The sequence below is a fragment of the Halopenitus salinus genome (genome assembly GCF_055397165.1).
Genome location: NZ_AP043853.1, coordinates 1987759 through 2012929, shown reverse-complemented (window position 1 = coordinate 2012929; position 25171 = coordinate 1987759). Strand labels below are relative to the sequence as shown.

The 25171-nt window shown below is 68.8% G+C and carries 31 protein-coding genes and 1 pseudogene; 13 read left to right on the top strand and 19 right to left on the bottom strand.

Annotated features, from left to right (window positions below; all coding sequences use genetic code 11):
* Window positions 1-5: 5 nt before the first annotated feature.
* The 4 genes from cmk to ACZ5YD_RS11850 all read right to left on the bottom strand — a co-directional run bounded on the left by cmk (window position 6) and on the right by ACZ5YD_RS11850 (window position 2632).
* Window positions 6-620, bottom strand: a complete 615-nt coding sequence (gene cmk / locus ACZ5YD_RS11865) for a (d)CMP kinase (RefSeq protein ID WP_379744347.1) — start codon at window positions 618-620, stop codon at window positions 6-8.
* Window positions 621-713: 93 nt separating this feature from the next.
* Complete coding sequence (locus ACZ5YD_RS11860) at window positions 714-1043, bottom strand: transcription factor S (protein ID WP_379744349.1); 330 nt, start codon at window positions 1041-1043, stop codon at window positions 714-716.
* A 100-nt stretch (window positions 1044-1143) separates the two neighbouring features.
* Entirely contained in the window at window positions 1144-1803 is a 660-nt protein-coding gene (locus tag ACZ5YD_RS11855; protein WP_379744351.1) for a DUF8135 domain-containing protein, read from the bottom strand.
* A complete protein-coding gene (locus ACZ5YD_RS11850) occupies window positions 1796-2632 on the bottom strand; it encodes a hypothetical protein (protein ID WP_379744353.1) in 837 nt (278 codons plus the stop codon). The genes ACZ5YD_RS11855 and ACZ5YD_RS11850 overlap by 8 nt, the downstream gene beginning before the upstream one ends.
* Window positions 2633-2901: 269 nt before the next feature.
* Here ACZ5YD_RS11850 and ACZ5YD_RS11845 point away from each other — a divergent pair, with 269 nt between their 5' ends.
* The 4 genes from ACZ5YD_RS11845 (at window position 2902) to ACZ5YD_RS11830 (ending at window position 6339) form a co-directional block, all read left to right on the top strand.
* The gene (locus ACZ5YD_RS11845) at window positions 2902-3462 is read left to right on the top strand and encodes a hypothetical protein (protein WP_379744355.1); all 561 of its coding nucleotides are present in this window, start codon (window positions 2902-2904) and stop codon (window positions 3460-3462) included.
* A gap of 73 nt (window positions 3463-3535) precedes the next feature.
* Window positions 3536-3772, top strand: coding sequence for a DUF7561 family protein (locus tag ACZ5YD_RS11840; protein ID WP_379744357.1), 237 nt, complete (start codon window positions 3536-3538; stop codon window positions 3770-3772).
* An 89-nt stretch (window positions 3773-3861) separates the two neighbouring features.
* On the top strand, window positions 3862-5799 hold the full coding sequence (locus ACZ5YD_RS11835) for a helicase C-terminal domain-containing protein (RefSeq protein ID WP_379744359.1): 1938 nt from the start codon (window positions 3862-3864) through the stop codon (window positions 5797-5799).
* 345 nt (window positions 5800-6144) lie between these two features.
* The gene (locus ACZ5YD_RS11830) at window positions 6145-6339 is read left to right on the top strand and encodes a DUF7317 family protein (RefSeq protein WP_379744361.1); all 195 of its coding nucleotides are present in this window, start codon (window positions 6145-6147) and stop codon (window positions 6337-6339) included.
* Between the two features lie 135 nt (window positions 6340-6474).
* Here the strand turns inward: ACZ5YD_RS11830 and ACZ5YD_RS11825 are convergent, their stop codons facing one another.
* Entirely contained in the window at window positions 6475-7608 is a 1134-nt protein-coding gene (locus ACZ5YD_RS11825) for a 60S ribosomal export protein NMD3 (protein WP_379744363.1), read from the bottom strand.
* 138 nt (window positions 7609-7746) lie between these two features.
* Between ACZ5YD_RS11825 and ACZ5YD_RS11820 the strand changes: the two genes are divergently transcribed.
* The 3 genes from ACZ5YD_RS11820 to ACZ5YD_RS11810 all read left to right on the top strand — a co-directional run bounded on the left by ACZ5YD_RS11820 (window position 7747) and on the right by ACZ5YD_RS11810 (window position 10576).
* A complete protein-coding gene (locus ACZ5YD_RS11820) occupies window positions 7747-9048 on the top strand; it encodes an O-acetylhomoserine aminocarboxypropyltransferase/cysteine synthase family protein (protein WP_379744365.1) in 1302 nt (433 codons plus the stop codon).
* A gap of 67 nt (window positions 9049-9115) precedes the next feature.
* Window positions 9116-10030, top strand: coding sequence for a malate dehydrogenase (mdh, locus tag ACZ5YD_RS11815; RefSeq protein WP_379744367.1), 915 nt, complete (start codon window positions 9116-9118; stop codon window positions 10028-10030).
* Window positions 10031-10123: 93 nt separating this feature from the next.
* Window positions 10124-10576: a universal stress protein gene (locus ACZ5YD_RS11810; RefSeq protein ID WP_379744369.1), complete on the top strand. Its 453-nt coding sequence runs from the start codon at window positions 10124-10126 to the stop codon at window positions 10574-10576.
* Between the two features lie 43 nt (window positions 10577-10619).
* Here the strand turns inward: ACZ5YD_RS11810 and ACZ5YD_RS11805 are convergent, their stop codons facing one another.
* A complete protein-coding gene (locus ACZ5YD_RS11805; RefSeq protein ID WP_379744371.1) occupies window positions 10620-11183 on the bottom strand; it encodes a peptidylprolyl isomerase in 564 nt (187 codons plus the stop codon).
* 129 nt (window positions 11184-11312) lie between these two features.
* Between ACZ5YD_RS11805 and ACZ5YD_RS11800 the strand changes: the two genes are divergently transcribed.
* Window positions 11313-12617 (top strand): 5'-deoxyadenosine deaminase, encoded by a 1305-nt coding sequence (locus ACZ5YD_RS11800; protein WP_379744373.1) that lies wholly within the window; start codon window positions 11313-11315, stop codon window positions 12615-12617.
* A 91-nt stretch (window positions 12618-12708) separates the two neighbouring features.
* Here ACZ5YD_RS11800 and ACZ5YD_RS11795 read toward each other — a convergent pair whose 3' ends face one another.
* From ACZ5YD_RS11795 to ACZ5YD_RS11775, 5 genes and pseudogenes are all read right to left on the bottom strand, one after another.
* Complete coding sequence (locus ACZ5YD_RS11795) at window positions 12709-13281, bottom strand: Tfx family DNA-binding protein (protein WP_379744375.1); 573 nt, start codon at window positions 13279-13281, stop codon at window positions 12709-12711.
* Between the two features lie 79 nt (window positions 13282-13360).
* Window positions 13361-13882: a TRAM domain-containing protein gene (locus ACZ5YD_RS11790; RefSeq protein ID WP_379744377.1), complete on the bottom strand. Its 522-nt coding sequence runs from the start codon at window positions 13880-13882 to the stop codon at window positions 13361-13363.
* A gap of 109 nt (window positions 13883-13991) precedes the next feature.
* Window positions 13992-14417: a CopG family ribbon-helix-helix protein gene (locus ACZ5YD_RS11785; protein ID WP_379744379.1), complete on the bottom strand. Its 426-nt coding sequence runs from the start codon at window positions 14415-14417 to the stop codon at window positions 13992-13994.
* Window positions 14418-14699: 282 nt separating this feature from the next.
* Window positions 14700-14990: pseudogene (locus ACZ5YD_RS11780) on the bottom strand (hypothetical protein); the annotation flags it as partial.
* Window positions 14980-16020: a zinc-binding dehydrogenase gene (locus tag ACZ5YD_RS11775; RefSeq protein ID WP_379744381.1), complete on the bottom strand. Its 1041-nt coding sequence runs from the start codon at window positions 16018-16020 to the stop codon at window positions 14980-14982. The pseudogene ACZ5YD_RS11780 and the gene ACZ5YD_RS11775, both read right to left, overlap by 11 nt.
* 157 nt (window positions 16021-16177) lie before the next feature.
* Here ACZ5YD_RS11775 and ACZ5YD_RS11770 point away from each other — a divergent pair, with 157 nt between their 5' ends.
* Entirely contained in the window at window positions 16178-16771 is a 594-nt protein-coding gene (locus ACZ5YD_RS11770; protein WP_379744383.1) for a MogA/MoaB family molybdenum cofactor biosynthesis protein, read from the top strand.
* A 38-nt stretch (window positions 16772-16809) separates the two neighbouring features.
* Here the strand turns inward: ACZ5YD_RS11770 and ACZ5YD_RS11765 are convergent, their stop codons facing one another.
* Window positions 16810-17304 (bottom strand): hypothetical protein, encoded by a 495-nt coding sequence (locus tag ACZ5YD_RS11765; RefSeq protein WP_379744385.1) that lies wholly within the window; start codon window positions 17302-17304, stop codon window positions 16810-16812.
* Window positions 17304-17819 carry a DUF2240 family protein gene (locus ACZ5YD_RS11760; protein ID WP_379744387.1) on the bottom strand — a complete coding sequence of 172 codons (516 nt, stop codon included), beginning with the start codon at window positions 17817-17819 and terminating at the stop codon, window positions 17304-17306. Before ACZ5YD_RS11760 ends, ACZ5YD_RS11765 begins: the two co-directional genes overlap by 1 nt.
* Window positions 17820-17929: 110 nt before the next feature.
* Between ACZ5YD_RS11760 and ACZ5YD_RS11755 the strand changes: the two genes are divergently transcribed.
* Complete coding sequence (locus ACZ5YD_RS11755) at window positions 17930-18304, top strand: 30S ribosomal protein S8e (protein WP_379744389.1); 375 nt, start codon at window positions 17930-17932, stop codon at window positions 18302-18304.
* Between the two features lie 66 nt (window positions 18305-18370).
* On the opposite strand, the gene ACZ5YD_RS11750 is transcribed toward ACZ5YD_RS11755, so the two are convergent.
* From ACZ5YD_RS11750 to ACZ5YD_RS11730, 5 genes are all read right to left on the bottom strand, one after another.
* Entirely contained in the window at window positions 18371-19054 is a 684-nt protein-coding gene (locus tag ACZ5YD_RS11750) for a hypothetical protein (protein ID WP_379744391.1), read from the bottom strand.
* Between the two features lie 14 nt (window positions 19055-19068).
* Window positions 19069-20004, bottom strand: coding sequence for a methenyltetrahydromethanopterin cyclohydrolase (gene mch, locus ACZ5YD_RS11745; protein ID WP_379744393.1), 936 nt, complete (start codon window positions 20002-20004; stop codon window positions 19069-19071).
* Window positions 20005-20061: 57 nt separating this feature from the next.
* Window positions 20062-20373: a thiamine-binding protein gene (locus ACZ5YD_RS11740; RefSeq protein ID WP_379744395.1), complete on the bottom strand. Its 312-nt coding sequence runs from the start codon at window positions 20371-20373 to the stop codon at window positions 20062-20064.
* 94 nt (window positions 20374-20467) lie between these two features.
* On the bottom strand, window positions 20468-21403 hold the full coding sequence (locus tag ACZ5YD_RS11735) for an alpha/beta hydrolase (protein WP_379744396.1): 936 nt from the start codon (window positions 21401-21403) through the stop codon (window positions 20468-20470).
* A complete protein-coding gene (locus ACZ5YD_RS11730; protein ID WP_379744398.1) occupies window positions 21400-21774 on the bottom strand; it encodes a DUF8159 domain-containing protein in 375 nt (124 codons plus the stop codon). The genes ACZ5YD_RS11735 and ACZ5YD_RS11730 overlap by 4 nt, the downstream gene beginning before the upstream one ends.
* Before the next feature lie 304 nt (window positions 21775-22078).
* Here ACZ5YD_RS11730 and yqeC point away from each other — a divergent pair, with 304 nt between their 5' ends.
* The 3 genes from yqeC (at window position 22079) to ACZ5YD_RS11715 (ending at window position 24157) form a co-directional block, all read left to right on the top strand.
* Entirely contained in the window at window positions 22079-22864 is a 786-nt protein-coding gene (yqeC, locus tag ACZ5YD_RS11725; protein WP_379744400.1) for a selenium cofactor biosynthesis protein YqeC, read from the top strand.
* A 79-nt stretch (window positions 22865-22943) separates the two neighbouring features.
* The gene (locus ACZ5YD_RS11720; protein WP_379744402.1) at window positions 22944-23603 is read left to right on the top strand and encodes an HAD family hydrolase; all 660 of its coding nucleotides are present in this window, start codon (window positions 22944-22946) and stop codon (window positions 23601-23603) included.
* Window positions 23604-23716: 113 nt separating this feature from the next.
* Entirely contained in the window at window positions 23717-24157 is a 441-nt protein-coding gene (locus ACZ5YD_RS11715) for a thioredoxin family protein (protein ID WP_379744404.1), read from the top strand.
* Between the two features lie 78 nt (window positions 24158-24235).
* Here the strand turns inward: ACZ5YD_RS11715 and ACZ5YD_RS11710 are convergent, their stop codons facing one another.
* Entirely contained in the window at window positions 24236-25153 is a 918-nt protein-coding gene (locus ACZ5YD_RS11710; protein ID WP_379744406.1) for a DUF106 domain-containing protein, read from the bottom strand.
* Window positions 25154-25171 lie beyond the last annotated feature (18 nt).

Sequence of the window (25171 nt, the reverse complement as noted above, 5' to 3'; positions counted from 1 at the left end):
GGTCGTCAGATCTCCAGGTCCGGGGTCGGGATCGCGCCCTCGTCGCGCACCGGATCGTACTCGTCGATCGCCGCGAGAGCGATCGCGAGCGTGCTCGACTCGGTCCAGCGCCCGGTGTTTATCGCGAGGTCGTAGATCGACCGGTCCGAGACGTCGATGTCGTAGTAGGACTCGTATCGCTGGGCCTCGATCACCTCGCGGACGCGCATCTCCGCCTCCATCTCCTCGCGGCCGGCGGTGCGGTCGACGCGGACCTCCTCGGGCGCGTCGAGCCAGATGCGGAGGTCCGCGCGGTTGCCCGCGATCCATCCCGCGAGACGCGACTCGAGGACGAACGCCTTGTTCGCCGCGCCCCACTTCTCGGAGATGCGTCGAAGTCGCCGGTCGAGCTCGCGGTCGATGTCCTGTGACTCGCCGGTCTTCGCGACCAGCTGTGAGAGGCTCATGTCGCGGTCCTCGGCGATGTCCCGGAAGATCTCCCCGCCGGAGACGTAGCCGCAGTCCATCGCGGCGGAGAGCCCCTCACACAGCGTCGTCGCGCCACAGCCCGGCGGCCCCGAGACCGTGACGAACAGGTTGCTGTCGATTCGTCGCCCGCCGTCGTCGTCCTCCGTGGCCATCACGGGTGTTCTCGAGCGCGAGACGGGTAAGGGTGCGGATCGACGCGGGAGGGGGTGAGAACGCGGATCGGCGCGGGAGCAGAGAAACTCGGATCAGTTGTAGCCGCGCCAGCGATGGCCGCACTCGGTACACTTGAAAAAGCGCGTCGGCGGCTCGTCGGCGCTGCCGGTCTGTTTGATCGTGTACCACGCCTCGCCGTGACCGCACTCGTCGCAGGACACGTCGGTGGCGGTCGGCTTCCCCTCGAAGTCGGCCCCCTCCTCCGTCTCGATCGGGTCGGAATCGCCCTGCTCCTCCGTCGAGACGAACCGCTCCGCGAGGTCGTCGTCGCGGTCGGTGGTGGCGCCGCAGTCGTCGTTTTGACAGACCATCTCGCCGTCGACCGACACCATCATCGATCCGCACTCGTCGCAAAATTGCATCGGTGATCGTTCCCGATGCTAGGGGCTCGTGCGGTTTGAACGGTTCGTTCCGAAACCGGGGATCCCATCGAGCATTCCGGATCGTTTCCACGACGGCCGATTACTCGTCGCCGCGGTCGAACTTCGGGTCGTCCTCGGTCACCATCGGGCAGTTTCGGACCCGAAACTCGTCGATCCCGACCACCTCGACGATCGCCGTCCCGTCGTGGCCGCACTCGACTTCCGGCGGCTCGCTGAAGTGGGGACATCGCTGGCAGTACTGTCGTTTCGAGACGAGGTGGTCCTCGTGGCGCTCGTCGTGGTCGACGAGCGTGGCGTCGCCGCCGATCTCGAAGCCCGATCCCTCCGAGTCGAGGCTCTCCCAGACGTCGTCGGTCGCCACGTCGACGTCCATCTGTTCGAAGGGGTCACCCTCCCCTCCCTCGAGCGTCGATTCGGACGGGGACGCCGAACCCGAAGTCGAACGCGGCTCGTCGGCCTCGAGCGCCGCGAAGGGGTCCTCCTCGGCGTCGACGTCGGATCCGGATTCGAATGCCTCGACGTCGTCGTCGAGTTCCGCCATCGTCTCGTCGAGACGATGATGAGTCTCGCCGAGATCGATCGGCTCGTCAGGATCGCCCGAGTCGTCCGGATCACCCGAGTCGTCCGGATCGCCCGAGTCGTTCGACTCGTCCGCGCCAGCCGACTTCGCTGCGGTCGTCCCGTCATCGTCGACCGCGTCGAAGTTCCACTCCTCGGGGGCCTCGGAGTCGTCAGCCATCGTCGTCCTCCAGGATGTCCGCCGCGGCCTCCGGCCCGTCGACCTCGCCCTCGAGCGCGGGTCGATCGCCGATCGTGAGCCACGGCTTGCCGAAGAACCCGGATTTGGGCTCGACGGACTCGAAGGGGGTATCGCAGTGTGGACACCGCGGCTTGGCCAAAAGGCCCACGTATACCGCGTCCTCACAGTTTCTGCAGGCGGCTTTGGTGATCCCGTGGTGGTTCGCCCGCGAGAGGATGTCCTCGAGGGCCTTCCGGCGGGACCGCAGCGCCTCGAGCTTGCCGAGACGCCGTTGGGTGCTCACGACCGCCTTCGCGACCCTGGTGAGTTTCGTCTCGAACTCCGAGACCCGCTCGTCGTGGGCCGCGAGCGAGTCGCTCACCGAGTCGGCGGACTCGAGGTCGCCCTCCAGGTCGTCGATCCGGCTCGAGAGATCGTCAACGGCGGTCTCGAGGTCGTCGATATCCACCTCGACGTCCGCGTGTTCGTGGTCCTTCGGCGCCCGGGATTCGACCTCCTCGAGGACCTGGATCACGCGGTTTCTGACGTCGGTGATCTGCTCTTCGAGTTCCGTCCGGAGCGCCCCGACGTCGTCCTCGATCCCGTCCACGTCCCGTTCGATCGCGTTCACGTCCCGTTCGACCGTCTCCACGTCGCGTTCGAGGTCGTGGACGTCCGCCCGCATGCGTTCGATCGTCTCGGCGTCGGGAACGTCGATGTCGCGCTCCTCCGCGAGGTTGACGATGGCCCGGGCGAGCAACTCGCGTTGCCCGTCGCTCGCGAGCCCCTCGACGTCCTCCGGCCAGTCGTCCCCCGCGGACAGCGTCATTCGTTCGGATCCCCCGTCGTGTTCCCTTCGACCCCGGCGCATAAGTAAGCTTGCGCGCGAGAGCGCGGGGATCGACGACTCGAACGGTGATCGATCCCCCGAGCGGCGAACGACGTTCCGGACGCCGATCGATCTCCCGGACGGTGAACGTCCAAACCGGGTGCGGTTCGGCGCAACACGCCGATCCTTGAACGTGGACGCCTTTATGCGCGTTCATGCGCGCGAACGGCATCGGACGGCTTTTGGGCTCGGACCGTCCTCACGTCGGTATGTCACGCCACGGTCGTCGCAGTCGTGCGGTCGTCCTCCTGCCGGCCGGAGCCCTCGCCCTCGTCGGAAGCCTCGAGACGTGGAACGGACGCGAATCGTTTCCGGCGCTCCGAATGCTCGAGGAGCCGGTCACCGTGGCCTCGATCCTCGCGTCCGCGCTCCTCGTGTTCGGGGCGATCCTCCTTTGTGCGGCGACGATCGCGCTCGCGGCGCGCCCGCCGACGCCGCGCGCCGTGGCCGTCGTTCCCGTCGTCGGCGCGGCCGGCGCCGGCCTGTTCGGGGTCCGAACCGGCCTCGTCGCAACGACCGCATCCGTTCCGACGGTCACGTCGATGGGGACGTTCGTTCTCACCGTAGTGGTCGCGGGAACGGCGGTCGCTCCGATCGCGATCGCCACGACGCGCGAGCACACGCCGGTCCTGTTGGCCGGCGCCATCGGGTTCCTCGCGGCGATCTTCTCGTCCCCCGCGCCCATCAGCACCGCGCTCGTCGGAGCCGCGAGCGGAATCTCGGCGGTGGGGACGCTGTGGATCGTCGACGCGAAGGCCTGGCGGCCGTGAAGCCGCATTCCGCCGGCTCCGGCGGCGGCCGTGACGTCGATACGCCTATCCGTGGCCGAACCGAATCGGGGACATGGCGTCGGAGCCCTGTGCTGTCTGTGGATCGGACGTTCGGATCGCCGGCGGGATCGGCGACCTCTGGAGCCTCGCGTTCGAGTCCACCCAGGGGATGACCCTGGAGCTCGTCGACGGCTCCGAGTTCTTTCTCTGTTTCGAGTGCGTCGAGCGGCTTCCGGAGGATCGCGAGCCGGTCGCGGACGACGTCGAGCGGCTCCGGAGGGCCGCCGAGGACGTCGAGCACGGCGAGTGAATCGGATGGAGCGAGGCGATCGGTCCGACCAATCCCTCCCGATCCCGTCCTTCCGATAGGTTTACTCCGATCGCAACGGACCCGGGAGTGTGGACCCCGACCGGATCCTCGCGGAGTTCCCCGCGCCGAGCTTTCGCGGCGCCCAGAAGGAGGCCCTCCACGACGTCCGCGACGCCTTCGCGGCGGGCAACGAGGTGGTCCTCGTGCGCGCGCCGACCGGCAGCGGCAAGTCGCTTCTGGCCCGGGCGATCATGGGAGGCGCACGCACCGTTGAGGCGGCCGAGCCGCGGCAGGCGACCGGCGCGTACTACACGACGCCGCAGGTCTCCCAGCTCGACGACGTCGCGACCGACGACCTCCTCGAGGACCTGAACGTGATCCGCGGCAAGTCGAATTACGCCTGCATCCTGCCGGGCGAACACGACACCCCGGTCGATCGCGCCCCCTGCGTTCGCCAGCGGGGGTTCGACTGCAGCGTGAAACACCGGTGTCCGTACTTCTCCGACCGGGCGATCGCCTCCTCGCGACGGTTCGCCGCCATGACGCTCGCGTACTTCATGCAGACGGCCGGATCCGAGGTGTTCGGCGAGCGCGACGTGGTCGTGATCGACGAGGCACACGGCCTCGCCGAGTGGGCCGAGATGTACGCGACGATCGAGTTGTCACCGGACCGCGTCCCGGTGTGGGAGGACGTGGGCGTGCCGGACGTCTCGGCGGCGAGTGCCTCCGGCGACCGGGACGCGGGACACGAGGGCGACGGTCACGACCCGCTCGATCGCACGGCGCGGTTCGTCGAACAACTCCGGAGCGTCTGTGAAGGCGCGAAGGACGACCTCGTCGGCCGGGCGGAACTCGACGCCGAGGAGGTCGCCCGCCGCGACCGCCTCCAGGAGCTGATCGGCGAGCTGGGGTGGTTCCTCGAGGACTACCGCGACCCGGAGAGCCCGACCACGTGGGTCGTCGACCAGCCCGGCGGCGAGGGCACGGCGATCACGATCAAGCCGCTCGACCCGGCCCGGTACCTCCGACACACGGTCTGGGACCGGGGGAACCGCTTCGCGCTGCTTTCGGCGACCATCCTCTCGAAGGAGGCGTTCTGTCGCGGCGTGGGCCTCGATCCGGACGACGTCGCGCTCGTCGACGTCGAGCACACGTTCCCGCTCGAGAACCGCCCGCTGTACGACGTCACCCGGGGGAAGATGACCTACGAGCACCGCGAGGAGACGCTTCCCCGGATCGCCGAGTTGATCGTCCGATTGATGGCCGAACACCCCGACGAGAAGGGGCTCGTTCACGCCCACTCGTACGCCATCGCCGACCAGCTCGTCGATCGTCTCGGCGAGTTCGGCGTCACCGCGCGGCTGCGCCGGCACACGAAGGCAACACGCGACGACGAGCTCGAGGCCTGGAAGGCGAGCGACGACCCCGAGGTCTTCGTCTCGGTGAAGATGGAGGAGGCGCTCGACCTCAGGGACGACCTATGTCGCTGGCAGGTGATCTGCAAGGCGCCCTACCTGAACACGAACGACTCGCGGGTCGAAAGACGCCTGGAGGAGGGCCAGTGGGCCTGGTACCACCGGGCGGCGCTGCGGACCGTCATTCAGGCGTGTGGACGCGTCGTCCGGGCGCCCGACGACGCCGGCGCGACGTACCTCGCCGACGACTCGCTCCTCGACCTCTTCGATCGCGCACGCGCCGATATGCCGTCGTGGTTCGGCGACCAGGTCCGCGAGATGTCGACGCCCGACCTCCCGCCGGCGGACCCGGCGGCGGCGCTCGCCGGGATCGACGCCGATCCGACCGTCACCGCGTCGGCGACTCCGGGATCGGCAACCCCGGGAGCGGCGGCGGACGACCGCCGGGAATCCGGCCACAGCGGTCAGTCGTCGGGGCAGAACCGCTCGAGCGCCTCGAACGGCGGCGACCGATCGACGTCCCGGTCGGATACCCGATCGGAGACCCGGTCGGAACGCGACGCGAAACGACGCGAGAACCATCCGCTCTCGGACGTCTGGGGCGACGGCTGAGCCGGTACGGGCCACCCGCGCCGCCTAGATGAGCGAGACGCCCCAGGCCACCATCGAGGAGACCATCAGGAACGCGAAGAACAGCGCGAACAGCTTCTGTCGGTCCATGCACTCAGAGTAGGCCGGCGAGCGGACATAACTCCTGTGTCCGCGCGTCGATCGGCCGCCTCGACCGATGCACGCCCGACCGTCGTCCCGTGTCCGTCGAGCTCTCGCCCCTCCGTTGATCCTTAAACGCACGCGCTTCGAGACGGGAGTTCGATCGTGTGATTATATCATATAAGGTCTGAATATCCCCTACAGGACATAGAAACCTTAATAATCGATCACGCCTCATCGACTGATATGGCACTCCACGGGCTGGCGACCGCGCTCACGCTGTACGACTCGGGAACGCTGACACTGTCCCAGGCGGCGTCCCGGGCCGGGATCGGCGAAACGGAGTTCATCGCGCAGCTGGAACGACGGGGCATCGAGGTGTCCGAGTCCGACCGGTCGGCGCGAAAACGGGTCGAGACGCGACCGGCACGCGCCGACTGACCCGGGACGACGATCGGGTCCCGGTCCGGCAGGAACCGAGCCGGCAGGAACCGAGCCGGCAGGAACCGAGCCGGATCCGGACGGACAACGGGTCGAGCAGGAGGTCGAAGCGAACGCCGCGTCGATCCGCCGTTTTCACTCCTCGTCGTCGGTCGCGGCGGGGTCCCGTTCGGGGACCAGATGGACCTCGCCGTCGTGTTTGACCGCGAGCGCGACGTCGGCGTCGTTCTCGAAGAAGTCGGGATTCGGGACCGTGACCGCCTCGTAGGTCTCGGGATCGAGCACCTGCACGGCGTGTTCGTCCTCCACGGTCACGACGGTCGTCTCCGACGCGTCCGCGCGGGACCCGATCCGCTCGGCGTCGGGGGCGTCGCCGTCGTCGAACCCGGAGACGTACTCCGCCCCGCTGGCGAGGCGAACGCCGCGAACCCGATCGGCGACGCCGGTGACGAGGACCGGGCCGTCTCCGTCGTCCGGGTCGACGATCTCGCCGGGGGCGTACCGGGGGAGTCGAACCGCGAAGGTCACCCGATAGACCTCGTTGCCGTCGGCGTCCTCCGTGACCAGGGTCGGATAGGACTCGAAGCTCCCGCCGAGCTGGTCCGTGATGCGCGTCGCGACGTCCTGTCCGAGCCCGTTCGAGGAGATCTTCAAGTTCGGCCCGTCCTCGGTCTCGTCTATCTCCGTGATGAAGGCCTCGCGGTCGCCCTTCGCCTCCTGGGCGGCGACGTGCGATTCGGCAATCTCGATCGCTCGCTCGCGTTCCTCCGCGGTGAGCTCTCGGTCGTCGGCCCGGATCTGTACGATCGCGGCGTAATAGCCGCCGGCGATGCGGCCACAGCGGTCACAGGTCCCCCGGGAAATCTTGACGGGAACGGTGACGGACTCCTCGCGGCGGGTCCCCCTGACCACTCCCGAGAACTGACAGTGCATCCGGATCGTGTTCTCGTCCACCTGTTCGGGCTCGACGCCCCACTCGACCGCCTCGGCGTCGACGTGAACCCCGAGACGCTCCGCGGTCTCGTCGACCGCGACGTCGGTGTAATCGCGCGCCTCCACGTCCCGCCAGGAGCTGCCGCGTCGGACCGCCCCACACCCCGAACAGACGAGGACCTCGATCCGGTCCGGGGCGTCGACGAGGTCGAAGTCCTCGAAGTAGCAGTCGTCACAGAGCTTCCGGTCCCGCGTGCGGGGGCGACCGGGAAGCGGCTCGGCGCGCTCGCCGACCGGATCGCCACAGCGCGGGCAGAAATCGCGGGACTCGCTCATCGCCTCTCCGTAGGTGAGTCGGCGGGTTAAGTCGACCGAATCGGGACCGTCGACGAGGGCGTGCGAACGCATCCGGAACGTCGGCAGGACCTGCAGGAGCCGCGTGTCTTTAACACGGCGGCGGCCGAGGAGACGGATATGGCAGACGAATCCGACGACGACACGCAACGGTTCGCGACCCGGAGCCTCCACGCGGGCGCGAAACCCGATCCGACGACCGGCGCGCGCGCGACGCCCATCTATCAGACGACCTCCTACTCCTTCGACGACGCCGACCACGCGGCCTCGCTTTTCGCCCTGGAGGAGCCCGGCAACATCTACTCGCGGATCATGAACCCGACGAACGCGGTCCTCGAGGAGCGGATCGCCTCCCTCGAGGGCGGGATCGCCGCCGTCGCGACGAGCTCCGGAATGGCCGCGTTGAACCTCGCGACCTTCCTGCTCGCCGGTCCCGGCGACAACATCGTCTCGGCCTCCTCGCTTTACGGGGGCACCTACACCTACCTCACCCACACCGTCGAGCGGCGCGGCGTCTCCACGCGGTTCGTCGACACGCTCGACGTCGACGCCTACGAGGAGGCGATCGACGAGGACACCGCCTACGTCCACCTCGAGACGATCGGCAACCCGGCGCTCGTGACGCCCGACATCGAGGCGATCGCCGAGGTCGCCCACGAGCACGACGCGCCGCTTCTCGTCGACAACACGTTCGCGACGCCGTACCTCTGTAACCCGCTCGACCACGGCGCGGACCTCGTGTGGCACTCGACCACGAAGTGGATCCACGGCGCCGGCACCACGATCGGCGGCGTCCTCGTCGACGGCGGCAGCTTCCCGTGGGGCGAACACGCCGATAAGTACCCCGAGATCGGCGGCGACAACCCGGCCTACCACGGCGTCAACTTCACCGAGCGGTTCGGCGACGCCGCGTTCACCTACGCCGCCGTCGCTCGCGGGCTGCGCGACCTCGGCTGCCAGCAGTCCCCCTTCGACTCCTGGCAGACGATCCAGGGGCTCAACACGCTGCCGTTCCGGATGGACCGCCACTGTGAGAACGCCGAGATCGTCGCCGAGCACCTCTCCGACCACCCCGAGGTGAGCTGGGTCAACTACCCCGGCCTGGAGGACCACGAGACCCACGAGGCCGCAAGCGAGTACCTCGACGGATACGGCGGCATGATCACCTTCGGGCTGGAGTCGGGATACGACGCCGCAAAGACGACGGTCGAGAGCACCGAGATCGCCTCGCTTCTGGCCAACGTCGGCGACGCGAAGACGCTCATCATCCATCCGGCCTCGACGACCCACCAGCAGCTGTCCGAGGAGGAGCTGCTGTCGGCGGGCGTCACGGAGGACATGGTCCGGCTGTCGGTCGGCCTCGAGGACCCCGAGGACATCCTCGCCGACCTCGATCAGGCGATCGAGACCGCGACCGAGTGAAGCGCCCCGTCCGATTGTAGACGTTCGTCGAAACGGTTAGGGGACTCGCGTCCCCTTCTCCGGAGGCATGACCAAAGTGAGCGTGGTCGGCGCCGCCGGCACCGTCGGTGCCGCCGCCGGCTACAACATCGCGTTGCGTGACGTGGCGGACGAGCTCGTCTTCGTGGACATCCCGGACAAGGAACCGGAGGCGGTCGGACAGGCCGCGGACGTCAACCACGGCGTCGCGTACGACTCGAACACGACCGTTCGACAGGGCGGCTACGAGGACACCGCGGGCTCGGACGTCGTCGTGATCACCGCCGGGATCCCGCGCCAGCCCGGCCAGACCCGGATCGACCTCGCCGGCGACAACGCGCCGATCATGGCGGACATCGGCTCGTCGATCGCGGAGTACAACGACGACTTCGTCACCGTGACGACCTCGAACCCGGTCGACCTGCTCAACCGGCACCTCTACGAGGTCGGCGACCGCGACCGCCACTCGGTCGTCGGGTTCGGCGGCCGGCTCGACTCCGCGCGCTTCCGGTACGTGCTCGCCGAGCGGTTCGACGTGCCCGTACGGAACGTCGAGGCGACGATCCTCGGCGAGCACGGCGACGCGCAGGTCCCGGTCTTCTCGAAGGTGCGCGTCGACGGCCGCGATCCGAGCTTCGATCCGGACGAGCGCGAGGCGATCCTGGCCGACCTCCAGGAGTCCGCGATGGACGTCATCGAGCGAAAGGGCGCCACCCAGTGGGGCCCCGCCACCGGCGTCGCCCACGTCGTCGAGGCGATCCTGCGGGACACCGGGGAGGTCCTCCCCTGCTCGGTCGCCCTCGAGGGCGAGTACGGCCACGAGGACACCGCCTTCGGCGTCCCCGCGAGGCTCGGGTCGAACGGGATCGAGGAGGTCATCGAGTGGGACCTCGACGAGTACGAGCGCGATCTGATGGCGGAGGCCGCGGAGAAGCTCTCAGAGCAGTACGCGGAGATCGCCTGAGAACGGGCTCGAGCGCACTGGGAGACGCCCTCGGACGCGTTCGTAAGGAACCCTCGAACACTTTTAAGCGACGCCCGGACGAAGTTCCGGTCGATGTACGACCGAATCCTGTTGCCGACCGACGGAAGCGAGGGGGTCGACCGGGCGACCGAGCACGCGATCGACGCGGCAAAGCGGTACGGCGCGACCCTCCACGTGCTCTTCGTGGTCGACGAGGGCGTGATCAACGCCTACCCCGGCGACGAGTACGTCCACGAGTTCGAGGGGGTCGAACGAACCCTCGAGGAGTTCGGCGAGGAGGCGGTCGAGCGGATCGGGTCCGAAGCGAAAGACGCCGGCGTCGACTCGGTCGTCACCGAGGTGCACCACGGCGAGCCCGACGAGGCGATCATCGGGTACATCGACGACGAGGACATCGGTCTCACGGTGATGGGCACGAAGGACCGTCCCGGGGAGTATCGCCGGCTTCTGGGGTCGGTGACCGAGCGCGTGGCTCGCCGATCGAGCGAGCCGATCACCATCGTGAAGACGACGGTGGAAGAGTAAAAAGTAGAAGAGTGGATCCGGCGGCGCGTTCGACCGTCAGACCCTACCGATCGACGTCGATCGACTCGATCGCGGCGTCGGTGGTCGGCTCGTCCTGTCTGTCGGTCGGGAGCGAACCGATCTCCTCGACGACGTCCATGCCGTCCGTGACCCGCCCGAAGACGGCATGGCGGCCGTCGAGGTGGGGCTGGGCGTCGAGGGTGATGAAGAACTGCGAGCCGTTGGTGTCGGGCCCGGAGTTGGCCATCGAGAGGATCCCCGGGTCGTCGTGGCCGAGGTCGTCGTGGAACTCGTCGTCGAACTGGTAGCCCGGGCCGCCGCGGCCGGTCTCGGTCGGGTCGCCGCCCTGGATCATGAAGTCGTCGATGACGCGGTGGAAGGCGACGTCGGAGTAGAGCGGGTCGATCCGCTTTTCGCCCGACTCGGGGTCCTCCCAGGCGCCGGTTCCGGGAGCGACCTCGGTGTTCTCGTAGTCGTTCGCGCCCTCGGCGAGCCCGACGAAGTTCTCCACGGTTCGCGGCGCGCGCTCCGCGAAGAGCTCGACCTCGATGTCGCCGTGAGTGGTGTGGATCGTCGCCGTCGGGTTGTCGGAGTCCGAATCGGTCATGTCCCCTGGTGGGGGCGGCGTCCGGAAAACGCTGCTCATTCGACGCCGGATCGGGGGACCGTCCTCCCCGGGTGTGCCGCCGGGGCGAACGGACAGCCTCTTCACCGCACGGGACCTCGTTCGGCAGGGATGTTGCTCACGGGAACGGTCGTGGCGGACCCCGGGACGGTCATCGAGGACGGGGCCGTCGTCGTGGATGGATCGGAGATCGCTGCCGTCGGCGGCCGCGAGGAGCTGGTCGACCGCTTTCCGGACCGCGAGCGGCGCGCGTTCGATCTGGTCGCGCCGGGACTGGTCGGCGCCCACGTCCACTCGGTGCAGTCGATCGGTCGGGGGATCGCCGACGACGCGGCGCTTCTCGAGTGGCTCTTCGATCACGTCCTCCCGATGGAGGCGGAGATGGACGCGGAGGCGACTCGAGCGGCGGCCGAACTCGGCTACCTCGAGTGTCTCGAGTCGGGAACCACGACCGTCGTCGACCACCTCACGGTCCACCACTCCGAGGCGGCCTTCGAGGCCGCGATCGACCTAGGGATCCGCGCCCGCATGGGGAAGGTACTCATGGACGCTGACTCGCCGTCGGGACTCGAACAGGACGCGGAGACCGCCCTCGCGGAGAGCGAGTCGCTCCTCCGCGAGTACCACGGCGCGGCCGACGGCCGGATCCGATATGCGGTGACCCCCCGATTCGCGCTGTCGTGTACCGAGGCGTGCCTGCGGGGCTGTCGCGAACTGGCCGATCGCCACGACGGCGTCCGGATCCACACGCACGCGAACGAGAACCGCGAGGAGGTCGAGGCCGTCGAGGAGCGGACCGGGACCTCGAACCTCCGGTTCCTCGACGAGGTCGGTCTCACGGGACCCGACGTGACCCTCGCCCACTGCGTCCACACCGACGAGCGCGAGCGCGAGCTGCTCGCGGAGACCGGGACGGTGGTGACCCACTGTCCCTCCTCGAACATGAAGCTCGCGAGCGGGATCGCCCCGATCTCGGAGTACCTCGATCGGGGGATCACGGTCGCGCTCGGCAACGACGGACCGCCGTGTAACAACACGCTCGACCCGTTCACGGAGATGCGCCAGGCGAGCCTCCTCGGGAAGGTCGACGCCCTCGATCCCACCCGGCTGCCGGCCGAACGCGTCCTCGGGATGGCGACCGCGGGCGGCGCGCGGGCGGCCGGTTTCGACCGGATCGGCGCGCTCCGGGAGGGGTACCGCGCGGACGTGATCGGGCTGTCCGCCGATCGGGCGCGGACGACCCCGATCCACGATCCGGTCTCACACCTCGTCTACGCGGCCCACGGGGACGACGTCGCCTTCACGATGGTCGACGGCACGGTGCGATACGACGACGGCGAACACGTCGGCGTGGACGCGGGGGAGATTCGCGAGCGGGCGACCCGGCACGCGAAACGGATCGCGGAGCGGATCTGATCGTCGCTCGGCTTCGCGTTCGGCGGATGCGGGTCACCCTCGCGATCGGAGAACGTCGATCAGCCGTACGCCCAATGAACGCCGATCAACCTCACGGCCTGCGGACGCGGACGGTCCCGTCGTGGCTCACGGTGACGAGAAGCCGTCGTTTGACCTCGCGCCCGTGGACGGCGTCGCCGGCGGCGTCGCCGACCGTCCGCATCAGCTCGGGGGCGGTGTGGTTGACCTTCACGCCCGCCCCGTCGCAGGCGTCGTAGACGGTTCCGGGAACGTCGTACAGGTCGGTTCCGGCGGGGATCTCGACGCGGACCGGCGCCGTGAGCGTCTCGGCGAACGCCACGGTCTCGCGGGCCTTCTCGACGTTCTCGCGAGCGCTCGACTCCACGCTCGAGACGTTCGCACGCGAGGTGCCGAGTACGGCGGCGATATCGGACTGCTTCATGCCGCGTTCGCGCAACACGAGCACCTCGGCCTGGCGACGGGTGAGCACGCTCCCGTCGGCACGAAATCCGGCACGCTCGAGCAGGTCGTCGACGGAGTCCGCGTCGATCGCGTCAGCACCCTCGAACGATCCGAGGTCGCCAGCGGAGCCGCCGGATCCGTCCCCGGAATCCGTTCGGTCCCGGCCTCGATCGACGTCGCCCGTTCCGTCGTCTGCATCCATGTCACCGGGGAGGGGATGCGGGCGGAAAAAGGTACAGTACGGACTGTCCGGGTTCCTCCGGGGGAAGGAGGAGGGGCCTCTACCGGCCCCAGAAGTTCTCGCGACTGCCGAGGCGCTCCCTGGCGATTCCCTCACGCTCCGAGTCGGCTTCGTCCTCGTCCTCGTCGTCGTCGACCGCGTCCTCCGTGTCGGCCGAGTCCGGGTCGGCGCCGTCCGCCGCGTCCGAACCCGCGTCGTCCGCGTCCTCGTCGTCTTCATCCTCCTCGAGTGGAAGCCGGTCGACGACCTTCTTGGAAGTCGCGTGGTTGGACTTGACGCGATGGATCCGGACCTCCGCACGCGCCGGCGGGAGGACGCCGTCGACGAGAACGATGAACCCGTCGTCGGTGCGGCCGACGCCGGCGCCGCTCTCGTGGATGTCGTCGACCTCGACGACGACCTCCTCGCCGGGCTGGACGGGCTGGCGTTTCAGCTCGTGGATCGGCATATCGTAGTGTTGACACCACTCGGCACCCCCGCGATCGCCGTAGTGTTGACAGCCCATCCCCTGGATTCGCTCCTCGAAGCTCGGGCAGTCGTCGGCGAGTGGACAGTCCGCCATGGCGGCAGTTAGCCGACGTGCGCTCTTTACGTTTCCGACTAGCCTACCGCGGCGGTCGAACGGGCCGCCCCGGCCGAGGTGGCCCGGGCGGGGATGTGCGAGCGAGCGCTCACTCCGGGGTGACGGGGCCGAACTCGTCGACCGGCATCACGCTGTAGTCGACGGAGAGGGTGTCCTGTGTCGCGCGGATCTTGCCCACGAACGAGGAGATCTCCTCGAGGCGCCCCTCGAGGACGAAAAGCTCCATGCAGTAGTGGGCGCCGACGTGGCTGTGAAAGTTCGAGGCGACGAGCCGCTCGTGTTCGTGTCGCAGCCGCATCATGCGCTCCTCGACGCTCGTCGTCTCGTAGTTGAACAGCACGGTGACGACGGCCATCAGCTCCCGGTCCTCCAAGCTGGCGTCCTCGAACTCCCCGAGGAGATTGCGGGCCGACTCGCGAACGACCTCGCTGCGGCCGGTGTAGCCGTGGTCCTCCGCGAATCGGTCGATCCGCTCCAACAGCTCCTCGGGCATCGAGACGCTGACGACGGTCATATGTTAACTACGCGCCGGCGAGTTGTTAAAGATTGAGTCGCGTGGGTGGTTCGATCGGGTGACCCACCGGATCGCCCTCCCCCGTCAGGGGAGGGACCGCCATCAAGCGGAGTCGGATTCGGAGTCGGAGTCACGCTCGGCGTCGACGTCGTGATCGTGTCCGTTCACGCCGGCATCGTCGTCGAAGATCAGATCGTGATCGCGTCCGGCCGCGTGGTCCTCCCGGTCTCCGGTCCCGCCCTCAAGGTCGGTCCGGTCGCCGGCCCCGCTTTCGGAGTCGCTCCGGTCGGGCGCCGCCGCCGTCATCGTCCAGACCGCGATCAGACCCAACAGCACGGCGGGGACCATCGGCAAGGCGAGGTACGTGCCGAAGAAGCCGAGGTCGAAGACGCCCACCGCGTAGGGGTAAACGTAGATGATCCCGGGAATCACGAGCGTACAGCCGATCACGGCGGCCGCGAGGAGCCACCCGGCGCGGCCGAACCCGTCCGGCTCGGGACGTGCGTCGGCCTCGGAGGGATCGGGATCGTCCACGCGATCGGAACGGCCGGGATCGCTGCGATCAGAGCTCACTGTCGGGAATTACCACCACCTTGCCAAAGCCCTCACGATCCTCGAGGAGCCGGTGGGCCTCCGCGGCCTCGCTCATCGGGAATGTCTCCCGGATCCGCGGCTCGAAGGTGCCGTCCCAGACGTGCTCGAGGACGTCGTCGACCTCGCCGGGTGTCCCCATCGTCGAGCCGATGACGGAAAGCTGGTTCCAGAAGATCCGGTTGAGTCCGGCGTCGGGGTTCGGCCCCGTCGTCGCTCCGCAGGTAACGAGCCGGCCTCCGCGCGCGAGCGACGCCAGCGAGTCGGGGTAGGTCGCCGCGCCGACGTGATCGACGACGACGTCGACTCCGCGGCGGTCGGTCAGGGCCGCGACCTCCTCGGCGAAGTCGTCCGCCTCGTAGTCGATGACGTGGTCGGCCCCGCACGCCTCGGCGTGGCGGAGCTTCGCCTCGCTGGAGGCGGTCGCGAACACCTCACAGCCCGCGTGGTCCGCGATCTGCACTGCGGCGTGGCCGACGCCGCCGGAGGCGCCGAGGACGAGGACGCGCTCGCCGGCCTCGACCTCCGCGCGCGTGTGCAACATTCGCCAGGCCGTCTGGAAGACGAGCGAGGCCGAGCCGGCGACCTCCCACTCGACGTGGTCGGGGACCGGAACGAGGTTGTCCGCCGGAACCGCGGCGCGTTCGGCGTGGACGCCCGGCATGTGCTCGCCGAGGATCCGGAACCGATAGCAGAGCGTCGGGTCGCCGTCCCGACAGAACTCGCAGGTGCCACACGAGACGCCCGCCGAGACCGCGACGTGATCGCCGGGCTCGAAGCGTTCGACGTCCGCTCCGACCGACTCCACGACACCGGCCGCGTCGCTGCCCGGAGTGTGTGGCATCTCGAGATCGACCCCCGGAAGCCCGCGGCGCGTCCACACGTCGAGGTGGTTGAGCGCGCCGGCCTTGACGTCGACGAGAACCTCGTCGTCGGCCGGTTCGGGGTCCGCCAGTTCGGCGTATTCGATCACGTCGCGGTCGCCGTGTTCGGAGAAGGTCACCGATCGCATACCGATCGACACCACGGCGAGCGACTAAACGGTTCCGTGGCCGATGGACTCGGACGCGGGCGGGTGAAGCCGATGGGCTCGGATGCGGGAATCGGATGTGGGTCGGCACGAACGCGGGAGCCGGAAGCCTTTGTGCGCCCGGACGGTACGGTCGGACATGACCGACGGACACGATCACGACCACGGGGAGGACCACGATCACGACGGTACAGGCGAACACGAAGATCACGACCACGGCGAGGACCACGGCCACGACCACCACGCTCACGACCTCGATCGGGTTCGCGTGGCGATCGTCACGGTGACGTCCTCGCGGACGATGGACGACGACCCCTCCGGCGAGTTCATCGAGAGCGCCCTCGGGGAGGCGGCCCACGAGGTGTCCGTCCGCGAGGTGATCCGGGACGACTTCGACGCCATCCAGGGGACGATCGATCGGCTCGTCAGCCGTGAGGATACGGACGCGGTGGTGACCACCGGGGGCACCGGCGTGACGCCGGACGACGTGACCCCGGAAGCGGTCGCGCCGCTCTTCGAGAAGGACCTCCCGGGCTTCGGCGAGACGTTCCGTCGGCTCTCCTACGAGGAGGTCGGCACGCGAACGATCGGATCGCGTGCGACGGCCGGGATCGCCGACGGAGTCCCGGTGTTCTGCCTGCCCGGATCGAGGAACGCCGTCCGGCTCGGGATGGAGGAGATCATCCTCCCGGAGATCGAGCACCTGACCGGGCTCGCACGCCGTGAGGAGTGAGGATCCAACTCGGAGAGGATCCGGAACGGCGGCCGACCCTACTCCGATTCGAGAACCGACTCGAGAACCGACTCCAGGACGGGCAGCGCCCACTTGACCTGTGCGCCGTCCTCGAGGAACACGATGGTCCGCGGCGGCCTCGTGGCCGTCGGACGAACCCGAAGCCCGGCCTGACTCGCCGCCTCGGCCACGATCTCTGGCGCCTCGTTGAACTCGAGACGTGCGCGGTCCGGTTGCACGTGGACCGCGGCGATCTCCCGGCCGCCGTCGCCGGTTCCGACGTCGCCACCGTCGCCGACATCGCTACCGGTACCGTCGTCGCCATTGCCATCGGCGTCATCGCCATCAACGTCGTCGGAACCGTCCGGATCGTCGAGGACGATCCGGTAGGCCAACTCGCCGTCGACGGTCGCCTCGACGTCGGGATCGGCGTCGGTCACCCGAAGCTCGCGAAGTCGGCCGGCGTCGCCGGTTATCTCCGAGGAGAGAAGCTGGGCGATCCGGACGCCGTCGGTCAGCCGATCCTCGACCATCAGACGGGACCTCCCGCGTCGGTCTCCCCGTCGGGAACGTTCCCGTCCGCTCGGTCGGTCGTGCTTTCGACGATCTCCCGGCGGACCGCATCGGCCAGTCCGTCGACGTCAGTGCCGCGCTCGCGCGCGTAGACGACCGCGGCAGCCTCGATCGAGATCCCCAGATCGCGTTGTCGCTCGTTGATCGAGGCGACGGCGGTCTGTTTGTCGACGCCGTTGCTCACGATCGTCTCGAGCGCGCGCTCGAAGGTGGACTGCTCGCGGAGGACGCTCTCGTCGGGAGTGAAGTCCTCGGGTATCTCGACCGCGTCGAGGTCGAATCCCGGGACGAGATCGTCGGTCTCCGGGTCGATATCGAGCAGGCCACGGCCCCTCGCGAGGTCGACGAGCCGCTTCGCCTGGTCGGGGGAGAACCAGTCGCGATCGAGCGACAGGGCGACGACGAACTCGCCCTCGCCGAGGCGGTCCGTGCCCCGCTGTCGAAACGGGACGGCGACGGCGACCTGCAGACTCATGAACGGATCCCGGCGATCGACGCCGGTAAAGCTACCGAACCGTCGCGCGCGCCCTGCGAAGGGCGCCCCGAGTCGAACGGTTCAAGTATTCGCTGGCCGTCTCCGGACGTATGAAGGATCAGGGACGCTCCACGCGCAAGCGCACCGGGGGTCGACTGCGGCCCTCCCACGACAAGAAGCGACACCAGCTCGGCCGCCAGCCCGCCGAGACGACCGTCGGCGAGCCGCGGTTCCGGTACGTCGACGCCCGCGGAAACGACACGAAGGTCCGCGCGCTCTCGACGAACACGGCCCAGATCGCCGACGGCGGCGAGACCGTGACCGCCGAGATCGAGAACGTGGTCGAGAACCCCTCGAACGTCAATTACGTCCGCCGAAACATCATCACGAAGGGCGCGGTCATCGAGACGAGCGAGGGACGCGCGCGCGTCACCTCACGTCCCGGACAGACCGGACTCGTCAACGCGGTCGCGATCGAGGAGTAGTACACGGCCACGGTCGCGGGTCGTCAATGCGGTCGCGGTCGACGTCCGTCGGACGCGATGGCCGAACTACTCGATCCGATCGCGTCCGCGATCGGTCGGGACGTACCCGATCGGATCTTCCCCACGTGCATCGTCATCGAGGTCGGTACCGGCAGGTCCGACTCGCTCGAGGAGGTCGAACGCGACGAGCCACTCGAGGACGTGACCGGTTCGTTCCCGCCAGATGGACTCCCAGGAGTCGGGATTCTTGTACCGCTCGTAGGTCGGAACGTCCGATCGGATCCGGTCGAAGACGGCCTTCGGGGTCGCGAGAGCGGCGCCACTCCCGCACTTGGAGGCCGCCCAAAGCACCTCGTGCGAGAGGAGGATCCGATCGAGGAACGCCTCGCGGAGCCGTTCGGCCGCCGGTTCCTCGCCGACGCGTTTGAATCCCGACCCGGTCCGCTCGACGACGCCGAGCGCGCGCAGGAACGTGAGCCAGGTGCGCGAGACGTCCCGGCTCGCAAATCCGACCCGCTGCATGAGCCGCTCACAGCAGTCGTCCTCGTCGGCGGGGACGATCGGGACCGTCCGCCACGCATCGCGAAGTCGCTCGAGCGGTCGGTCCTGGGGCGGAGCGGGAACCATCTTGAACCGGACGGCGGCGCGTCGATCGGGAGGGCGAGATTCGTCGACGGAGGGTTCCCCGGCGTTCGGTTCGGGGACGTCCGATTCGCCGGCGTCCGGATCCGAGTTCGTGTCGGTCGGCATGGGCGTCCCGGCGATCACTCGAGGCCGAACGATTCCGCGAGCATCGCGTCGTCGACCCCGCCGTGGGTGTAGGTCGGCCCGTCGACGACGTCGACGGTGACGTGGGCGGGCGCGAAGACGGACTCGGGGACGTCATAGAGGTCCCAGTCGGCCGACTCGAAGAGTTCGAGGAAGGGGGTGCCGTAGTCGTCGCGAGCCGTCGAGACGAGCTCGTCGAAGCGCGCGTCGTCGCGGGCGACCCGCAGGTAGACCTCGCCGCCGTAGGCGATGGCGTCGTTCGTCCGACCCATGGCGACGTCCTCGTCGTAGCTGACCGGGGCGACCGGCGCGGAGCCGGAGGCGGTGAGCACGTCCGTCGGGTCGTAGCCGAGCTCCAGAAGCCGGAACATCGCGAGCTCGGCCGCGCGCGCGGCCATGGTCACCGATCCGACGATGGACCCGGTCGCGAAGGTCGGCAGGAAGACCCCCGAGGGCTCGACGCCGGCGAGGTCGGCGACGTGTTCCGCGACCGTCTCGTCGGGTAGCGCGGTCGACTCGACCGAAAGCGTCGCGAACTCGAACTCGTCGTAGTAGCCGATCCGCTCGAACTCCGTCTCCCGGCCGACGAGCGCGCGGGCGGGACCGGATCCGAGCCCCTCGAACCCGTCGAACTCGAGCTCCCAGCCCGCTTTCTGGGAACAAAGCAGGGCGATGGCCGGGTGGTCCGTCGTCACCTCGATGAAGGGACGGGGCGTGCCGGCGACCCGGTCCATGGTACTCGTCACGTTCGCGAGGCCCGCCGTCTGGATCTCCGCGAGGAGGATCCCGGCCTCGATGCCGCCGTCGGCCTGGACGCCGAAGTCGAGGACCGTCGCCTCGTTCTCCAGCTCGTAGGCCGCGACGTTCAACTCGCCGGCGAAGTCGAGCGCCTCGTCGACGAGCTCGATCGCGGTCCGGTTGATGCTGTCCATACCGCCCGTGGGCGCTCCTCGCCTAAGGGGCTTATCAAGGTGTCCGCACCGGCGCGCTCACCGGCCGCCGGACGCCTCGCGGCCGAGGTGGTCCTCGACCGCCTCGACCTTCTCCGACGCCGAGACGTCGGCGGTCCGCTTGTCGTCGATCTTCAACACCGTCGAGACCCGGTCCCCGTCGACGGCCTCGTGGGCGGCCCGCGCCGCGGCGAACAGCGTCGCGGCGTCGTCGGCCTCGATCACGGTTCCCATCGGATTCGTCTCGTAGCTCACGTCGAACGCCTCCAGGGCGTCGACGGCCTTCGCGACCTCGCCGGACATGCTTCCCTCGATCACGGGCGCGACGCTCAACAGCGCGATTGCGGTCATGTCGGATCGATCGGCCGGCGGAGACATAAATGCGCGCGGACGATCCCGTTCCTGGGGGTCGAGAACTCCGCGCTCCAAAGAGACGCCGCCACGGTTAGGCGTCGAATGCGTCCCGGAGGAAGGCGATCTGGTGGCCGACCGCGGGTTCGAAGTCGGCGCCGTAGACCGACCAGTGGTCGGCGGGCATTCGAACGTAGGTGGACGACGGGAGCCGATCGGCGGCCGATTCGACCGCGGGTTCGGGCGCGAGCGCGTCGCGATCGCCCGCCAGCATCAGCGTGGGCGCGTGGACGTCCTCGATCCGGTCACCGAGCCGAGCGCGGGCGAGCGAGACGAGGGATCGGGCGGGCGTCTCGTTGCGCCAGGTCGACTCGCGGTCGACCAGGTCGAGGTACCCCCGTTTGGCGCCGGGGTCGGTGAGGACGGCTCGGTCGGCCTCCCCTCCGACGATCGGGACGGTTCGTCCCCCGCCGAGACGTCCGATCGTCGCGTCCCGTACCCCGGTCGCCATCGCGGCCAGGAAGGGCTTGGCGGCGCGACGACGAAGGAGGGCACGGCCGTCGAGGAGCGGCGTGATGGCGAGAACGGCGTCGACGTCGCGGCGATCGGACGCGGCCCGGAGGGCGTGAAGGGCTCCGAGCCCGGAGCCGTAGAGCGCGACGCCGGGGCCGAGGTCGTCGATCCGACGGACGCGATCGACCGCGGCGTCGTAGTCCTCGCGATGATGGACTGGCGCGATCCGGCGATCGCTTCCCCCGGAGTCGCCGAAGCCGCGATAGTCGAACCGGAAGGCCGCGTATCCGGCGGCGGCGAACCGTTCCGCGACCGCCGGCAGGCCGAACGACCGGTCCGCGCCGAGTTCCGGCCCCATGACGACGACAGGCGGGTCCGGCGTCCCGGAGGGGAGATACAGCGTGCCGCGGCAGGTGTCGCCGCCGATCTCGAAGGTGAGCGAACGGGTGGCATACCGCTCGCGCGCCGGGCGATCGAGGTCTCGCTGGGCGCGGTTTCGCGGGGTCCGTCGGCTCACGGGGCGTCCTCCGCGGTCGACGTCTCGGACGCGTGGTCGATCGTCTCGACCACGCGCGTGGAGAATTCGGTCTCCGAGAGCTCGTAGGACGCGAGCCGCTCGAACCACTCCGGCTCGACGTGCCAGCGGCCGAGTACGTCCCCGGGGGCGCGCTCGACGGTGGCCTCGACGCGCGTCGGCTCCCAGCGGTCGGCCTCCTGGAGGTCGATGAGGGCGTTACACGCACGACCGATCTCGGGGTGGTGGACGGTGTCGCCGGGGAACGCGGTCATGTAGGTGACCCGGAGGGCATCCTCGTCGACCGAGAGGTCCTCGACGCTTATCCCGTAGCTGCGAAGCTCCGCCGCGAGCGCGTCGGCGTCCATGGTCATGGCGACCGTTGTGTCGCCGAGGCTAAATCGGTACCGGGAGCCAGAACGAACGCGCGGAGGGGAGCCTCACCGGGCGGAGCACTCGCGTCGAAAAGCCGCGTGCGGGGGGGATCGTCGGGGGGACGACGAACCAAATTCGGTTGTCAGAGGCACACGATTTGGGTTTCCCGCGCGGCAAGCCATTCTTTGGCATCGAGCCTATTAACCTTTCTGCGATCGACGTCGTGTTACCACACCACCAACACGAACACACGGACGTGAAACGGCGACAGCGCTTTTCGATCCGAATCCGTATTCGACCTCGATGCACCTCACCGAGGCGCTCTTCGCCGAGGACGCCGCGATCGCCGTGGTCGGCGCGGGCGGGAAGAAGACGACGATGTACGCGCTCGCGGAGCGCCTCGATCGAGCGGTGATCACGGCGTCCGTCCGGATCCCGATCTTCGACCCGCACGTCGAAACGGTCGAGGTCACGGACGACCCCGTGGATCGCCTCGCGAACGCGTCTCCGAACGAGTTCCCGCTCGGGCTGGTCCGCGAGCGCGAGCGTGGACGGGACGACCGATATCTCGGGTACGGTCGTGAGGCTGCCGCGTCGATCGTCGACGCCCACCGCGGCGACGGAAGCGTGTTGATCAAGGCCGACGGCGCGCGAATGCGCGAGTTCAAGGCGCCCGGCGAGGCGGAACCGCAGATCCCCGATTCCGTCGACGTCGTGGTGCCGATCGCGAGCGTCTCGGCCGTCGGCGAGCCCCTCGATCAGGAGTCCGTCCACCGGCCGGAACGGGTCCGCGAGGTGGCTCGCGCCGCAGGCGTCGACGCCGAGATCGGCGAGCCGATCGGCCCGGAGACGGTCGCCGCGGTGCTCGCGAGCGATCGGGGCGGCCTGAGGAACGTTCCCGAGGGCGCACGTGTCGTCCCCCTGCTCAACAAGGTCGACGACGAGGCGGACCTCGCCGTGGCACGCCGGATCGCGGAGGGGCTCATCGGACGACTCGAACGCGACGGGAGGGATGGTCCCGCCGTGCCACACGTCGTCCTCGGACGGCTCATCGAGGGCGAGGTGGTCGACGTCGTTCCGACGGGGTGAGGATCGGAGCGCGGCCGAAGCGATCGCGCGCTACCGCGTCAGTTGAAACCTTTTTCCGCGTGTCGCCCCGAGTACGGACGTGTACGACGCGGTAGTCTTCGACAACGACGGGGTGCTCGTGGGACGGACACCCTTCGATACGCTTCGGGAGGCGGCCTGGAACGCCTTCGAGAGCGTCGGCGTCGAGGACCCGGATCTCGCCCACGTGGACGACGTCGCCATCGGCGTGACGCCCGCGACGCTCACGGACGTCTGCGAGCGGTACGACATCGATCCGAGCGAGTTCTGGCGCGTTCGCGACCGCGTCGCGAGCGACGCGCAGGTCGAGGACGCGCGGGCCGGCCGCAAGACGCCCTACGACGACCTCGACGTCCTCGACGAGATCGACGCCGCCCTCGGCGTGGTCTCCTCGAACCAGCAGGCGACGGTCGACTTCCTCCTCGATCACTTCGGCCTCGCCGGACGATTCGAGACCGCCTACGGCCGCGAGCCGTCGATCGCCAGCCTCTCGCGCAAGAAGCCGTCGCCCTACTACCTCGAGCGCGCGCTGGAGGACCTCTCGGCCGAGACCGCGCTCTTCGTCGGCGACAACGAGTCCGACCTGGAGGCGGCCGACAACGCCGGGATCGACTCGGCGTTCATCCGCCGTCCACACCGCCGCGACTTCGAGTTGACGCGCCAGCCGACCTACGAGATCGACGACCTCCACGACCTGGTGAGCATCTGCGGTCGCCGCTGAGGAGTCTCAACCCCACGGCCACCGTCGAACCGGGCGCCGCTTGCGGTCCCGCATCGATTCGTCCCCGGAGCGACCGGCGACGAGGCTTTGCCCCTGCCGCCCCAATCGTACCCATGACCGGCGAGTCGACGATCCGAGGCGATACCGAGGGGGACAGCGACACGGCGGACGGTGAGACGGCGGGGATCGACACGACGGACGGCGACGCTCCAGCGAGGCCCGTGGAGATGCACTCGGCCGAGGAGCTGGACGCGTTCCTCGCCGACCACGAGATCGTCCTCGTGGAGTTCCACACCGAAGGGTGTACGCTGTGTGAGTCGATCCAGCCGGTTCTCGGGGCGGTCGCACGCGCGGCGGACGTTCCGGTCGCGACGATCAACCCGCGGGACGACCCCGAGCTGATCGAGCGGTTCACGATAGCGAGCGTGCCGACGCTTCTCGTGGTCGTCGACGGCGAGCCGGTCGACCGCCTCGCGGAGGGGTTCGTCGGGGCCGACCGGATCCTCGAGTTCCTCGCGACCCACGCGCCGGACCGGGTTCCGAAGGAACGGTAAGGGGGTACAACTCGGTGAACGGTTTCCGACCGGTGAACGGTTTCCGAGAGGGGAAAGAGGAAGGAGTGGCGTCCGCGATCAGGTCGACGTCGGCGACATCTGGATGTTCAGGCTCTTTTGGATGATCTGGGTGAACGCCATCGAGCAGAGGAAGTACCAGACGATCCAGATCTGGATCGGCCCGAGGAGCGGATCGGTCCACGCGAGCGGCTGGCCGGCGATCGGGACGACGATCTCGCCGAGCTCGTAGTGGGCCTCGCTGCCGCGGTAGCCGACGACCCAGTACATCCACAGGAACGCCGGAATGGTGAGGAACATGATCCACACCATCGGGCGGAACTGCTCTTTGAACATGCCGAGCTGGTCGCCCATCGCCTCCATCTGTTCGTCCTGGATGCGGTCGAGCGCCTCCTGATCGTCGCGCTCTTTGGCCTCCTTGCGGCGCTGTTGGATCTCCTTCATCCGGTCCTGGTACTGGCCCATCTTCTCCATGTCCATGATCCCGGCGCGCAACAGCGTCGAGTAGAGGCCGGTGGCGAGCGCGACGACCATGATGACGACGTAGAAGGGGACGATCTCGGCGAGCGGTCCGAACACGAGGTCGACCGCCCCCGCGATGACCGATCTGACCGGCGCCCACGCGTAGCCGACGAAGAACCCGACGGTCACGAGCCCGGCGAGCTTGTCCCACTTCGACCAGGACGTCTCCTCGGGGGTCTCGGCGTCGGAGCCGGAGCCGCCGGACCCGCCGGACTCGTCGGCGGACTCGAGTCCGGCCTCGATCCCCTCGCGGTCGGCGAGCGCGAATCCGGCGTCGCCGTCGACGAGGACCCCCTTTTCGATCAGGCGGCCCCACTGTCCGCTCGTCAGCTCGTCGCGGACGTCGACCCACTTCACCTCGCCGTCGTCGGCGTTGTCGAGGACGGTCTCTATGGCCCCGCGCATCTCCTCGTCCTCCGCGACGAGGCCACGGACCTTCCGTTCGACCTTGCTCATCGTGAGCCGGTAGGAAAC